Annotated in this window: 10 protein-coding genes; 3 read left to right on the top strand and 7 right to left on the bottom strand. The window is 49.1% G+C overall.

Annotation, left to right across the window (positions count from 1 at the left end):
* Positions 1 to 7: 7 nt before the first annotated feature.
* Together D6M16_RS13695 and D6M16_RS13700 are read right to left on the bottom strand one after the other, a co-directional pair.
* Positions 8 to 1543, bottom strand: coding sequence for a sugar ABC transporter ATP-binding protein (locus tag D6M16_RS13695; protein WP_205576894.1), 1536 nt, complete (start codon positions 1541 to 1543; stop codon positions 8 to 10).
* 64 nt (positions 1544 to 1607) lie between these two features.
* Positions 1608 to 2663, bottom strand: a complete 1056-nt coding sequence (locus D6M16_RS13700) for a substrate-binding domain-containing protein (protein ID WP_240435620.1) — start codon at positions 2661 to 2663, stop codon at positions 1608 to 1610.
* A 521-nt stretch (positions 2664 to 3184) separates the two neighbouring features.
* Between D6M16_RS13700 and D6M16_RS13705 the strand changes: the two genes are divergently transcribed.
* Both D6M16_RS13705 and D6M16_RS13710 read left to right on the top strand, forming a co-directional pair.
* Entirely contained in the window at positions 3185 to 3799 is a 615-nt protein-coding gene (locus D6M16_RS13705; protein WP_205576932.1) for a LysE family translocator, read from the top strand.
* An 885-nt stretch (positions 3800 to 4684) separates the two neighbouring features.
* The gene (locus tag D6M16_RS13710) at positions 4685 to 5332 is read left to right on the top strand and encodes a MalM family protein (protein ID WP_120512429.1); all 648 of its coding nucleotides are present in this window, start codon (positions 4685 to 4687) and stop codon (positions 5330 to 5332) included.
* Between the two features lie 86 nt (positions 5333 to 5418).
* Here D6M16_RS13710 and D6M16_RS13715 read toward each other — a convergent pair whose 3' ends face one another.
* Both D6M16_RS13715 and D6M16_RS13720 read right to left on the bottom strand, forming a co-directional pair.
* The gene (locus tag D6M16_RS13715) at positions 5419 to 7785 is read right to left on the bottom strand and encodes a glycoside hydrolase family 3 N-terminal domain-containing protein (protein WP_120512430.1); all 2367 of its coding nucleotides are present in this window, start codon (positions 7783 to 7785) and stop codon (positions 5419 to 5421) included.
* Positions 7786 to 7789: 4 nt separating this feature from the next.
* Positions 7790 to 9181 carry a glycoside-pentoside-hexuronide (GPH):cation symporter gene (locus D6M16_RS13720; protein ID WP_120512431.1) on the bottom strand — a complete coding sequence of 464 codons (1392 nt, stop codon included), beginning with the start codon at positions 9179 to 9181 and terminating at the stop codon, positions 7790 to 7792.
* Positions 9182 to 9522: 341 nt separating this feature from the next.
* Between D6M16_RS13720 and xylA the strand changes: the two genes are divergently transcribed.
* Entirely contained in the window at positions 9523 to 10842 is a 1320-nt protein-coding gene (xylA, locus tag D6M16_RS13725) for a xylose isomerase (protein ID WP_120512432.1), read from the top strand.
* 67 nt (positions 10843 to 10909) lie between these two features.
* Here the strand turns inward: xylA and D6M16_RS22275 are convergent, their stop codons facing one another.
* The 3 genes from D6M16_RS22275 to xylB all read right to left on the bottom strand — a co-directional run bounded on the left by D6M16_RS22275 (position 10910) and on the right by xylB (position 14258).
* Complete coding sequence (locus tag D6M16_RS22275) at positions 10910 to 11125, bottom strand: hypothetical protein (protein WP_162941040.1); 216 nt, start codon at positions 11123 to 11125, stop codon at positions 10910 to 10912.
* 100 nt (positions 11126 to 11225) lie between these two features.
* Positions 11226 to 12614, bottom strand: coding sequence for a sugar porter family MFS transporter (locus D6M16_RS13735; protein ID WP_120512434.1), 1389 nt, complete (start codon positions 12612 to 12614; stop codon positions 11226 to 11228).
* A 192-nt stretch (positions 12615 to 12806) separates the two neighbouring features.
* Positions 12807 to 14258 (bottom strand): xylulokinase, encoded by a 1452-nt coding sequence (gene xylB / locus D6M16_RS13740; protein ID WP_120512435.1) that lies wholly within the window; start codon positions 14256 to 14258, stop codon positions 12807 to 12809.
* Positions 14259 to 14282: the final 24 nt, after the last annotated feature.

The raw sequence follows: 14282 nt of genomic DNA on the forward strand, positions 1-14282 counted from the left end.
TCCTGCATTACGCCTGTACGGCTGCCTGCGTCAGTTCAGCGGAACCGGACGCAAGGTGCATGATGTTCTGCTCTGTGATTTGATCCCCGGTCAGAATCCCCATCTGACGCGACTCTCGCATCACCATGACTCTGTCACTCAGACCGATGACTTCCGGTAGTTCTGAAGAGATGACAATGATGCCGACGCCAGCGTTGGCCAGATCGCGGATCAGTTTATGAATTTCGGATTTTGCCCCCACATCGATGCCCCGGGTCGGCTCATCGAGAATAATGAGCTTAGGGTTCACCGACAGGATTTTAGCCAGAGCCACTTTCTGCTGGTTGCCCCCGCTCAGTGACGACACCTTATGGTGCAGGCTGCCACTTTTCAGGTTCAGTCTGTCAGTCAGGGTTTGGGTTTGCTCAAATTCCTTATCCTTGCTGATCAAACCGTGATCAGACACCAGTTCCAGCTTGAGGGCAGAGACATTGACGGCTATGGATAAATCCAGAAACAAGCCTTCTTCTTTACGGTCTTCCGAGAGATAGACAATGCCTTTATCTATGGCATCGCGATAACAGTTAATGGTGATCGGCTGGCCATTGAATTTCAGGCTGCCGCGCCGCTTTGAGTGCAGACCGCAAAGCCCTTTCACCATTTCAGAACGCCCGGCGCCAATCAGGCCGGCGACGCCAAAGATTTCGCCCTGATACACCCTGAAATCGATGTCGTTAAATTTGTGGCCGTCTGACAGCCCTTCAACGTCCAGGATCACGGGATTATTTTCCACCTGACCCTGGCATTTCGGCGGATACAGGTTGGCAATTTCACGCCCGACCAGGCTCTGAACTATCGCCTGCGGTGTGGTGTCCTCTATCCGTTTGGTATGGATGTAATGACCGTCGCGGAACACGCTGACCCGGTCGCACTGCTCAAAAATATCAGCCATACGGTGACTGATATAAATGATGCTGATCCCCTGCGCTTTCAGTGTCTGCATAATGGCAAAGAGGATCTCGGTTTCCTGATCGGTCAGCGCCGCCGTCGGCTCATCCAGAATCAGAATTTTGCAGTCCAGCACCAGGGCTTTGGCAATTTCCACCAGTTGCTGATTTGAGATAGTTAAATCAGAGACTTTCTGTCTCGGGTCAATATCGGCCAGCTGACTCACCACCTCATAGGCTTCACGATACAAAGCTTTGTAATCCACCAGCCAGCCGGCCGAGCTGTTAATCTTCGCCATCATGATGTTTTCAGCCACTGACACATCTGAACAAAGCGCGATTTCCTGATGGACAAATCCGATACCCAGTTTCTGTGCCTCTAACGGACTGCTGACCACCACTTTTTCGCCATTAATAAACATTTCACCACTGTCCGGCTGGTGTATGCCGTCGATGATTTTCATCAGTGTTGACTTGCCGGCACCGTTCTCACCGGCAATGGCATGTACTTCGCCGGGCAGTAAATCGAAGCGGATATTATTCAGCGCGGTTGTCGAACCAAAGGTTTTAGTCACATTTCGGATCTCAAGCACTGGCGTTGTGTTGGACGTTTCCACCGTCTCTCCTCCATGAGTATGCTGAGGGAAGAGGCCCGGATACCGGGCCTCAGCAGGGTAGGACTTACTCGTTAATACCTTTAGTGCCGCGTTTCGACAGGTACTTATCCCAGTAGAAATCATCAGCATTGGCTTTGGTGACAATGGAGAAGCCGTTGTCGACGAACGGTACGCTCATTGGGTTATACCCGGCGCGGTCATGGTCATTCATCGGATCGATCATGTTAGGGTGCGCCGCCATGTACAGCAGCATCATGCCCATATACCCCTGCATACCCTGGTTCGGGTTCACCGCACCGAAGATCTCACCTTGCTTGATCATGTCGAGGATCTTGGCGTTCACGTCGGCATTAAACACGCGGATTTTACCGCCCAGTTCTTTGGCTGCCTGCGCTGCCCCCATGGCAGAGGTTGCTTCAGGCATGAACACGGCGCCCAGGTTAGGGTGGGCCTGCGCCATGGTCATTACAGAGTTATACGCTTTGGTGGCATCGGTATTACTGGCCGCGCGGGACACCAGCTTCATGTCTGGCCACTTAGACTTCATGCGCGCAATAAAGGCGCTGACGCGTCTGTCGTGGTTATCCTGACCCGGGTTCTCCAGCACGGCGTACTCACCTTTACCGCCCATGTCTTCAGCCACGGCATCGGCTGCAAATTTACCTTCCTGATAGTTATCAGAGGTAATGAAGGAGACGCGCTTACTGTTAGGCGAATCCGCTGCAAAGGTCACGACAGGAATACCCATTTCTGCCGCCCGGTTAATAGGTTCAATAAAGGGATCCGGGTTCATGGGGTGCAACAGAATACCGGCCGGTTTCTTCGCCAGAATCTGCTCAAATGACGCAAGCTGTTTATTCACATCATATTCCGGGGTGCCGGTATAGACAGTTTTACAACCCATTGAGCGTGCGGCTTCCTTCATCATTTCATAGACAGGGAACCAGTACTCCACACCGGATACCATAACGTTCATGTAATAGGTTTCACCCGGCTTACATTTAAACGCCGTTGGCGCTTTGGTTTCAGCCATGGCTGGTGAAGTAGCGGACAGAATGGACAGTGCAACAGTGGCGGTAGCCATCTGAAGCGTTTTCTTCATGACACGTAACTTGCTCATCCCACTCTCCTTTGTTTGGGGGATTACGAACTTTCAACCTACTGCCACCAGCTTGTGATACCGCGACCAAGCTTCAGATTGAGAAATAAACCAGTGAATGAAATATTTTTGCTCTCAGTGAAAGATGTTTACGAGATGTTAAAGATATTTCATTTGAGTTAAATTTATGCACAAAATTCGACCGCGTCAAATCAAATCGATATCACTCGTCTCATTTTGTCACAATAATTACGATTACTGTCCAGTTCTTCTATGGCAAGAGAGATTCATGGTGACGAGCAGTTAACCGCTAACATACTGATACTCAGTCACTTTATTAACAAAACTAACAATAGAAACAGTCAACTCTGTGCTGATTCACGGCAAAAAAGTGATAGTCGTAAAGCGTGAAGCGCCTCACTTTTTATTTTCATCACACCCTCTATCCGGGCAAGGTTGATGTCACAAAACACTACCCACGACCTATCAAACTGATTACACTGACAATCGTTTTTGTTTACACATATGTCAGGATGTATATGTTGGATCTCACCCTATTAAGCGCATTTATCCCTACTTTTTTCTTTGTTTCGATTACACCTGGTATGTGCATGACGCTCGCCATGACACTGGGAATGAGCATTGGCGTTAAACGCGCACTCTGGATGATGATGGGTGAACTGCTCGGGGTGGCTCTGGTTGCCATTGCGGCCGTGATGGGCGTTGCCACCGTCATGCTGAACTATCCTCAGCTTTTCAGTGCGCTCAAATGGGTTGGCGGTGCTTATCTGTTCTGGCTTGGCATTAATATGTGGCGCAACCGGGGTAAAATGTCACTGAACCTAGAGACACCCACAGTGACACAGCGGGGACAGCTCATTTCTCAGGGATTCATCACGGCCATCGCCAATCCTAAAGGCTGGGCATTTATGATTTCCCTGCTGCCACCTTTTATTAACATTGATTTGCCAATGGCACCTCAAATGGCCGGGTTGCTGACTATCATTCTGATGACCGAGTTCGTTGCTTTGCTGGTGTATGCGAATGGCGGCAAGAGTCTGCGTCTGTTCCTGACCAAAGGCGACAATCTGCAGTATCTCAACCGTATTGCCGGCACTTTGATGATGGGCGTCGGTATCTGGCTGGCGCTGGGCTGAGCCGGAAAATAAACGGAAACGCGAACAATTATGCCGACATTTGTTCGGCATTTTTTATGTCTGAATGTCGTCAATATATCGTCACACACCAGTAACCAACTGAAATAAATCGTCAAAATTCAGTCTTATTAGCGTCATTATCATCGTCTTCCACGAAATTTTGCGAGCAATATCACTTCCATTTGAGCAACGATGTGCATTACACTTTGCTTGCTGTCAAAAAACACACTAAAAAAGGAAAAAAAATGTGTTGTGATTCTCCCAATTTAACCAGGGTTAAACGCGCCATCTGGCAACGATTAACCTGTAAAGCCATCTATCTTTGCAAGAGCTGCAACAAAAAAACGAAAATCTAGCATCACGGCAGGTTCTGACTTCCTTTTCCCCACCTTTTGAACCTGTGACATTGTTATTTGTGGGAGCAAAGCTCCCATTCACCGACTGAACAACCCCCGGTTTCCAATCACACACACTCTCGCCTCATGATGCTTAATGTCTTGTTTATAAAGCGTAAAAAGCAAAAAATCGCTACCATAAGTCAATATTGCGTCACGCTACAGTCAGATTTGTGTCACCAATAAAGCTGATGTGATATATGTCACACTGATAAGCAACTGTACGGCTTACACTGCCGGCATCTGTCATTGTTGAACGATCTGAGAGAAAGATGTGTTGCGATAATCCAATGTTATACCGAGTGAAACGAACACTGTGGGAAAAACTGACCTGCCGTGCAATCTACCGCTGCAAGACATGCAATACGAAAATGAAAGTGTGAGAAAAAGGACGACTGACTTCACCAGTGACTTGTTGCGCTGAACACCATCAACCGCAGCAGCAACTGCTATGTTTGAAACATGGTGGTAAAACACTGCTGAGGCCGATATGCGCTTCCTGCCTGCTTACTTACTGGCACTGACATTAACAAGTTGTTCATTAACCGACGAATTCAGCCCCAATACGGTCAATGGCGTGCCCAATGTCAGTGTCACCGAATCAAAAAATGCACGCCAGCGCTTAGCGTCGGCGAACAGATTGTTTTTCGCCGTGAGAGAGCTGCCTTCGCTGAACTGCTGTGATGAATTACCCGTGCTTTTTACCCTCTCCAGCGATGATGTGATCTTAGAGCTATCCTCCGGACGCAGTTTCGTCAAACTGATAAAACTCAGCCCTCAGCTCAGACGGCAAGATCTGACACTGACGAGCCTGGTCAGCCAGACCGTTTTTGCACCACAAGTGCAGTTCTATACCGAAGATTTCCTGCTGATTGACAGCCTGACAGCCTACCGCTACCGCCCTTTCTCCTATCAGGAGCCGGATCGGCTGGAAATCACCCTGCCTCTCAGTCAGTACAACACTCCAATTCACTATGTACTGGTTTACACCAGCCAGAGTGAAATGGACACCTACACCCCTTTGCTGGACATTGAGTCTAAGTATGATCGCAACCTGGGTCTGGATATCATGCCCCGCCCCTGGTTCATTGCCCCGCACGCCCCCACCGGGACGCTGATTTTACATCGCGCTAAATAACCGGTTCCGATAAAAGAAGAAGCCAGTCAGCAAAACCGACTGGCTCCTTATTATGTATGCTTCTAGTGGATCATTCGGCGAACCATTTAGCTGATACGTTCAACCTGAGCACGACTTAACATCCTCCAATTCTGGGGTAACACACGCGTATTGCCGGTCACAGTGACGGTCGCAGACTGTGTAATGTCTGAGCTGGAATGACCAAACATCAGGTCAAATTCACCCGGTTCCACTATCCGCTCATGCTGATTATTCGTGAAATTCAGCATATCAACAGGGAGAGTGAAAAATACTCTGGCCGTCTCGCCCGGATCAAGCTCAACCCGCTCGAACCCTTTTAATTCACGTATTGGCCGCACCTGAGAAGCCAGCTTATCACGGACATATAACTGTACTACTTCGCAACCTCGGCGATCCCCCGTATTGGTCACATCGACAGACACCTGAACATCCCCCTGAATATCCACCTGCGGTGTTTGTAACAGTAAGTTATCGTATCGGAATGAGGTATAGGTCAGACCATATCCAAAGTTATATTTTGAGCCAAAATGGTATGGGATGGGCGTACCGCCACTTTTCAGTTTGTGGTTGTAGTAATACGGAACTGCACCGACATTTTTGGGAATGGATAATGTCAGACGTCCCGAGGGTGAAGCAGCGCCACAAAGAATATTACCAATCGCATCAGCCCCTTCCTGACCAGGCGCCCAGCAGTACAGAACGGCTGCGGCTTTCGCTTCCCATCCGTTCAGGTTATATGGCCGGCCACCGGTCACCAGTACAACTGTTGGCGTACCTGTGCTGATCACAGCTTCAACCAGTTCCTGCTGCACACCCGGCAAATCAAGCGTGGCTGCGTCTGAACCTTCGCCAACAGTGCCCGTCTGGAACAAACCTGCCAAATCACCGACACACACGACAGCCACTTCCGCCTGCTTCGCTTCAGCCACAGCCTGGCTGATTTGCGAGCGATCCTTCGATACCGGGGATTCCTGTGTCTGACTCAAAGCCAGATCCACATCTCCCGGAAAGACGGGCGCACCTGCATTCCGCTCGGTAAGAATGTCACAGCCTTTTGCGTATCCAGTCGTCTGAAAACGTTCCTCAATCGCTGCCCTGATGGTTTTGGCAACGTTGGATGTATCTTCAAGGCTGCTGAGAATCAAGTGAACCGGAAAGCTGTAGCCACCTAATAATGCCAGTTGATCATCTGCCGTTGGACCAATCACGGCAACAGAGGTCTCAGGAGCCAGAGGCAAAATACCCTGATTTTCTGTCATTACAACAGACTCAAGGGCCACCTGATAAGCCACTGCTTTCGTGCTTTCCTGCTGCAAACGAATCTTAGCGCTATCGGTATAGGGCTGCTCAAACAGACCCAACTGAAATTTCACCGACAGGATCCGGCCGACAATTTCATCAATTTTACGTTCCGTGAGCAGGCCCCGCTCTACCGCATCCCGAATTGACTGCGCACACAAATCATCCGGCAGCTCAATATCCAGACCGGCATTCAACGCCAGAGCGACAGATTCAGCCCGATCGGCAGTAATCGCATGATGAGAGGCCAGCAAATCAATGCCGCCGTAATCGGCAACAATCAAACCATCAAAGCCCCAGCGCTCGCGCAAAACCGTCGTCAGCAAATAGTGCGAAGCATGGCAAGGCTCGTTATCAATATCATGGTAAGCAGGCATGACTGACCCGGCATTGCCCAGTTTGACCGCCATTTCAAAGGGCAGCATGAAAGTATCATTCAGCTCTTTGAAACCAAGGTGAACTGGTGCATGGTTGCGTGCCCCCTCACTGAAGGAGTGACCCACATAGTGCTTCAGGGTCGCCAGAACATCCCGGCTCTGGCCCTGTAAACCCTGCACATAACGAGTCGCCAGTACACCGACATGATAAGGATCTTCTCCCAGCACTTCTTCGGTTCGTCCCCAGCGAACATCACGAGACACGTCTAATACAGGTGACAAGCCCTGATGTGCCCCAACCTGGCGTATTTCCTGCCCAATCGCCTCGCCCACTTGTTCAATCAGGACTGGGTTCCAGGTATGACCATAGTTCAGCGATGAAGGGAACAGTGTCCCTCCTTTTGCCATCAGGCCGACCAGGCATTCTTCATGCGAAATGGCAGGTATCCCCAAGCGCGTTTCTTCCACCAGATACTTCTGCAATGCATTTAATGCTTCAACACCCGTCTTTGCATCAACCGAATGTGTCCCTAATGGGCGGGTAATCTGGCCTAAACCGTGCTGCAGTCTCGTTTTGATATCTGCACGCTCAGCATCCCCTGTAAATTCCATCTCCCTTTCCTGATGCTCTCCTTCGGGATCAAGCATCAGCCATTGAGCATGCATCTGAGCAATTTTTTCTTCCAGCGTCATCTGGCTGAGCAAGTCTTGCGTTCGCTCGGCAACAGAATAAGCAGGGTCTTTATAAATACACATCGCTTTATCCTAACTCTGCATGATGAACTTTCACTGCAACGTCCTGAGTGTCCTTGGCATCCAATGCCAGCAGCGCTTTAATTTGCTTCAGCTTCTGACTATCCAGATCATAGAAAGCCATCACCAGTGCCAGCAGCGCGAAAATCACACCAGGGAAAACGGTATAGAGTAAATTAATCCAGACGACAGCTTCTGCCGACTGGCTTTCTGCCCCGCCGACATAACCGACAGCGGCAAGAATCCAGCCGACCATGGCGCCGCCAATTGCGATGCCTAATTTGATAGCAAACAGATTGGTTGAAAAGATCATGCCGCCCAGTGCACGGTTACTGCGGGTTTTCTCGTAATCCACTACATCGCTCATCATGCTCCACAGCAAAGGTGTTGTACTCATCTGAACAACCCCCAGCAAGATAACGAGAGCAAACACCATACCCACATTGCTTGGCTCAACCAGAAATAAAGCCGCTGACAGCAAACCAGACAGTACAATCAGTACCCGATACGTTTTCACCTTATCGAAGCGTCCCAGCACAGGAGCCGAACCAATGGCACCGAGAATATTTGCCAGCATGCCGGCTACCATAAATAAAGTGGCGATATCCGGACGCTCCATCACGTTATTGACGTAATACATGGTAGAGGCCCCCTTAAGCACCACACCGGTCAGCAGTAACACGTTGAGCACGAACAGCACCCGCCACTGGGTGTTTTTCCATAAGACTTTCATATCGGCAAAGACTGACTGCTGGACTTCGTTGGCTTCCGGTAAGCATCGCTCTTTTGTGTTTGAAAAACTGTAAAAGAACAGGCCAATCGCGCCCAGCCCCATCACCGCCATGGCTCCCAGATACCCCAGCTGTTTATTGCCGTCACCAATGATATCAACCAGCGGCAGAGCAATCAGTGCGACCACTAATCCCCCTGCTGTGCTCAGCGCAAAGCGGTAAGACTGCAAAGATGTACGCTCTTTGGAATCATTGGTCAGGGCATTTGCCATCGCGCAGTAAGGCACATTGATGGCCGTATACATCAGCGTCAGAAAAATATACGACACATAGGCATAGATAATTTTGCCGGTTTCGCCAACATCCGGGGTATAAAAAGTCGCCGTACAGGCAATACCGAATGGCACTGCCACCCAGGCAAGGTAAGGACGGTAGCGTCCAAACCGGCTTTTGGTCCGGTCGGCAATGGACCCCATCACTGGGTCTGTGACAGCGTCAATCACACGCACCAACAGGAACATGGTGCCCATGTGAGCAGGAGATAATCCGTAAATATCGGTATAAAAATAAGCGAGGAATAACATTACCGTCTGCCAGACAAAATTACAGCCGGTGTCACCCAGGCCGTAGGCAATCTTTTCCTTTGCCGTTAGCTTTATCGTTTCCATTTTTTTCTCCAGAGGTACAGGTCATTTATTTTTTTAATCTCCCTCTTATTGTTATGAATTATCCCTCCAAATCAATTTATGCAAAATGACATCAGTTTTACGATATTTCACATGTGTGAACCGAACTGTATTTCTACTTTTATCCGTCATTTTCAATTACTAAAAATCAATCAGTTAACATTTAAAATTTATTACTCACTTAACTATTACCTTCTTTTTCGGGAGCCAGAGCACATTAGTTAAATCCGTGAAATTCACTATTAAATTTCATAATTGCTGAGCCACCCCAAAAAGCAAAAGATAGATCTCGAACCGATCTCCGACGTATATGGATTATGACTATGACTGAATTTTTCAAAAACATCAGCAAGGTACAGTTTGAAGGAACTGAAACAACAAACCCGCTTGCATTTCGTCATTACAACCCAGATGAAGTCATTCTGGGTAAGACAATGAAAGATCACCTGCGCTTTGCTGCTTGCTACTGGCATAACTTCTGCTGGCCAGGTTCAGATGTATTCGGTGCCGGCACTTTTAACCGTCCCTGGCACCAGGCAGGCGATGCAATGGAAATGGCAAAAATGAAAGCTGACGCCGCTTTTGAATTCTTTTCTAAACTCAACGTCCCTTACTACTGTTTTCATGACGTTGACGTTGCCCCGGAAGGCAACTCCATTAAAGAATACGTCAACAATTTTGCCGAAATGGTGGATGTGCTGGAATCCAAACAGGCTGAGACAGGGCTGAAATTGCTCTGGGGTACTGCTAATGCCTTCTCTAACCCTCGCTATATGAATGGTGCCGGCACCAACCCAAATCCAGAAGTATTCGCCTATGCAGCTACGCAGATTTTCAATGCCATGAACGCGACTCAGCGACTGGGCGGTGAAAACTATGTACTTTGGGGCGGGCGAGAAGGTTACGAAACGCTGCTAAATACTGATTTGCGTCAGGAGCGTGAACAACTGGGCCGCCTGATGCAGCTAGTGGTTGAGCATAAACACAAAATGGGTTTTAAAGGCACCATACTGATTGAGCCAAAACCGCAAGAACCCACCAAACATCAGTACGATTACGACACAGCTACAGTGTATGGTTTCCTTAAACAGTTCGGTCTGGAAAACGAAATTAAGGTCAATATTGAAGCCAACCACGCCACTCTGGCAGGCCACAGCTTCCACCACGAAGTGGCAACGGCAACTTCTCTGGGCTTGTTTGGTTCTATTGATGCCAACCGCGGTGATGCGCAATTGGGTTGGGACACAGACCAGTTCCCAAACAGCGTGGAAGAAAATACTCTGGTGATGTACGAAATACTGAAAGCCGGTGGCTTCACCACAGGCGGTTTCAACTTTGATGCCCGCGTTCGTCGTCCGTCGATTGATGCCGAAGATCTGTTCCACGGCCACATCGGCGGCATGGACACCATGGCACTTTCCCTGAAACGGGCTGCCGCTATGATTGACAAGGATCTGCTGGCAAGCCACGTCGCTCAGCGTTATGCCGGCTGGAACAGCGAGCTAGGACAGCGAATCCTTCAGGGTAATCTGTCTCTGGCATCACTGGCTGACTTTGCGCTGACCAATGATATCCAGCCTCAGCCGATTTCCGGCAAGCAAGAATACCTGGAAAACCTAGTGAACGGTTTTATCTATAAATAACAAACTCTTATTGTTTAATCCTGGCCGGGTATATCACCCGGCCTTTTTCATTCTGTCAGTCACTGATTTAACGAATGAGCAGTGTGATGTCTGATAATGCTGCCACCCCCGCAACAGTCCCGTTCATTTTCTGCATGACAGACTCTGACAAACCAGCCAGCAACTTGCTCTTACCTGCTGTGAACCAGCGAATCCACAGCAATCCAACCAGATCCGGTGCTCTATTAACCTTCGGTGCGAAAGCCAAACAAAGTGCAAGAGCGCCATTAACCATGGATTTCACATCCCCTGTCCAGCACGAACAGGTGGCGGCTTACCCATCGCCCAGAAGTAAAAAAGCCCGCATTGCGGGCTTCAACATCAGTATCACAGGTGCTCAGAGATTAAACATACTCAGCTTTGCCTTTCACTTCAGCCGGTGTCCATAAACTCTCCAGCTGCTCGAGCGATTTTCCTTTCGTTTCCGGTACCCACCGGTATACAAAATACACAGTGAAGATCCCCATCACACCATAGAGCCAGAACGGAAACCCGCCGTTATAAGTCTGATATAACCAGCTGCTATGGTCATTCATCATAGGGAAGGTCTGAGAAACGACAAAATTGGCAAACCACTGGGCAAAAACCGCAATGGACAACGCTTTTGAACGCACACTGTTAGGAAAAATTTCAGAAAGCAGCACCCAGGTCACAGGGCCAAGCGATAATGCGAAAGCAGCAATATAACCCAGAACAAACACCAGCAAGTAGCCGCCAATGGCATTCATATAGGCTGCCGTACCAATAGCTAACATACTGATAGCCATTATCCCTGCACCAATCATCATTAGCGGCCGACGGCCAAACCGATCAACGGTAAAAATCGCGACGACGGTAAAGGTCAGGTTCACAGCTCCCACCAGTATCGTCTGCAGCAGCGCGATATCAATACTGGATTCGCTGAAGCCTTTGAGAATAGTCGGTGCATAATAAAGAAACACATTAATACCCGTTACCTGCTGCAGTACACTGAGCATAATGCCGATGATCAGCACACCCAGCAGCCCTTTTGACACAATGCCGCCAGTCGTTTTTTCTTGCAGTGAAACTTGGATGTCCTGCCACTGGCTTTCAATATCAGCACCTTTGTTCACGGCTTTCAGCAATGTGCGGGCTTCCTGATGACGTCCCTGCATAGCCAGCCAGCGAGGCGTTTCAGGTACAGTAAACAGTAACAGCAGAAAAATACCGGCAGGAAGCACTTCAGAGCCAAACATCAATCGCCAGCCCATCGTATTTAGCCAGATCTCAGAGCCCAGCTGCGCAATTCCGTAGTTGACGAAGTACACCACCAGCATACCAAAAATAATGGCGAACTGATTACAGGACACCAGGCTGCCACGGCGCTGTGGTGGCGCCACTTCGGCAATATACATAGGCGAGACCATCGAGGCGATCCCCACACCGACTCCGCCAATCACCCGGTAGAGAATAAACACCCAATAGTTTTCCGGGATTGCCGAACCGATGGCTGAGATCAAAAAAAGCAGGGCCGCAATGATCAGCGCGCCACGCCGGCCATATCGTGCACTCAGTCCGCCGGCAAAAATGGCACCGATAACGCAACCAATCAAGGCAGAAGAGGCAGCAAAACCTAACTCTGCCGCATCCAGTGAAAAGTAGGTCTGCAACGCTTCGGTTGCACCGGATATTACCGCGGTATCATAACCAAACAGTAATCCGCCCAGCGCAACCACCAATGTCAAATGCAGTACATTAGCAGGCTGTTTCATAGTTAACTCCGTGTAGGTTTTATAATGGTATGTTCCACCTACATATTGTGAATACGGAGCAATGATTAATATTACGATAAATAAAACATACTTTATGTAATTTTACTTATGTGAAGACTATCATTCATAACCTGTAAATAAAAAAGGCAGAAACTCACGCCCTGCCATTTTTACTATTAATAAATTCGCTTATTAGAAAACAGATTTAAGGTTGTGATATATACTTTGGTAATTTTTACGTTTTTTATTATAAAAATCCCGCATGTCAGTATTGGGTCTATGTTGCTGTACCAACTCGGGAACCGGGCAGATATCTGACAACGGTACACCGTCTGTCACACCTAATTGGGCAAGACGGGCTGCGCCCAGTGCCGGACCGACATCACCGCCGAGACGATAAACCAGCGTATGGCCCACAATATCGGCGAGCATCTGCCGCCAATATTCACTGCGTGCGCCGCCGCCAATCAGATTGATCTCTTCAGGAATATTCCCCGCGCTGTGTAAAGCATCAAACCCATCCGCGAAGGCAAATCCAACACCTTCCAGAACCGCACGGCATAAATCAACCCCTTGCGTACTATGGGTCATACCAAAAAAAACACCTTTCGCATTGGGGTTATTGTGGGGGGTTCTTTCACCAGACAGATAGGGAAGAAAAATCAGCGCCGAATCCGGACTTGAGTTGTTCTCCACATCTGCCAGCATGGCCGGCACTGAGTCATAACCAGTCAGCTCAGCAACCCAGTTCAGACACGATGCGGCACTTAAAATCACAGACATGGTATGCCATGTCGAAGGCAGCGCATGACAAAAGCTGTGCAACGCTGACTCAGGGTTGGATAAAAATCCATTACTCACAGAGAAATACACCCCGGAAGTTCCCAGCGACAGCATTGCCTGGCCCGGTTTTGTGATCCCCACACCAATTGCCCCTGCTGCGTTATCACCGGCTCCTGCAACCACGGGCACACACGACATCCCCCACATTTGTGCGATCTCAGGCGACAAAGTCCCGGTGACTTCACTGCCTTCATACAAGGATGGCATGTGTTTGCGGCTTAACCCTGTCGCAGCCAGCAGCGCATCGCTCCAATCACGTTTTGCCACATCCAGCCACAAGGTCCCTGCCGAGTCAGACAAATCAGATGCAAAATCACCGGTCATGCGAAAACGCAGATAGTCCTTTGGCAATAACACTGTCGCAACACGATGAAAGTTGTCGGGCTCATGCTTCTTTAACCAAAGCAGCTTTGGCGCAGTAAAACCAGGCATCATAATATTGCCTGTAATATCGCGACTGGCTGGCACCAAAGCTTCCAGTTCCTCACATTCCGCGAAACAACGGCCATCATTCCACAATATGGCCGGGCGAATAACCTCTTCATGGGTGTCCAGCAAGGTCGCACCGTGCATTTGTCCGGCAAGCCCAATCGCCAATACCTGTGACAGATCCATTTGCTGACGCAGACCATCCATCACTTCACAGGTTGCTTGCCACCAATCTTCAGGATCTTGTTCAGACCACAGTGGCTCGGGCCGCGATACAGATAAAGGTACTGTCTGGCTGGCCAGTACTTTGCCTTTGCCGTCCAGCACAATTGCTTTTACCCCTGATGTCCCTAAATCAATACCAATAAACATGGCTACCTCTTCTCCTGTATCTGT

This window comes from Photobacterium salinisoli (assembly GCF_003614885.1).
Lineage (GTDB): Bacteria > Pseudomonadota > Gammaproteobacteria > Enterobacterales > Vibrionaceae > Photobacterium > Photobacterium salinisoli.

Bases quoted from the DNA above. Each gene is read 5' to 3' on its own strand.
- D6M16_RS13700 (WP_240435620.1), bottom strand. From the start codon at position 2,663: ATGAGCAAGTTACGTGTCATGAAGAAAACGCTTCAGATGGCTACCGCC.
- D6M16_RS13710 (WP_120512429.1), top strand. From the start codon at position 4,685: ATGCGCTTCCTGCCTGCTTACTTACTGGCACTGACATTAACAAGTTGT.
- D6M16_RS13715 (WP_120512430.1), bottom strand. From the start codon at position 7,785: ATGTGTATTTATAAAGACCCTGCTTATTCTGTTGCCGAGCGAACGCAA.
- D6M16_RS13720 (WP_120512431.1), bottom strand. From the start codon at position 9,181: ATGGAAACGATAAAGCTAACGGCAAAGGAAAAGATTGCCTACGGCCTG.
- xylA (WP_120512432.1), top strand. From the start codon at position 9,523: ATGACTGAATTTTTCAAAAACATCAGCAAGGTACAGTTTGAAGGAACT.
- D6M16_RS13735 (WP_120512434.1), bottom strand. From the start codon at position 12,614: ATGAAACAGCCTGCTAATGTACTGCATTTGACATTGGTGGTTGCGCTG.
- xylB (WP_120512435.1), bottom strand. From the start codon at position 14,258: ATGTTTATTGGTATTGATTTAGGGACATCAGGGGTAAAAGCAATTGTG.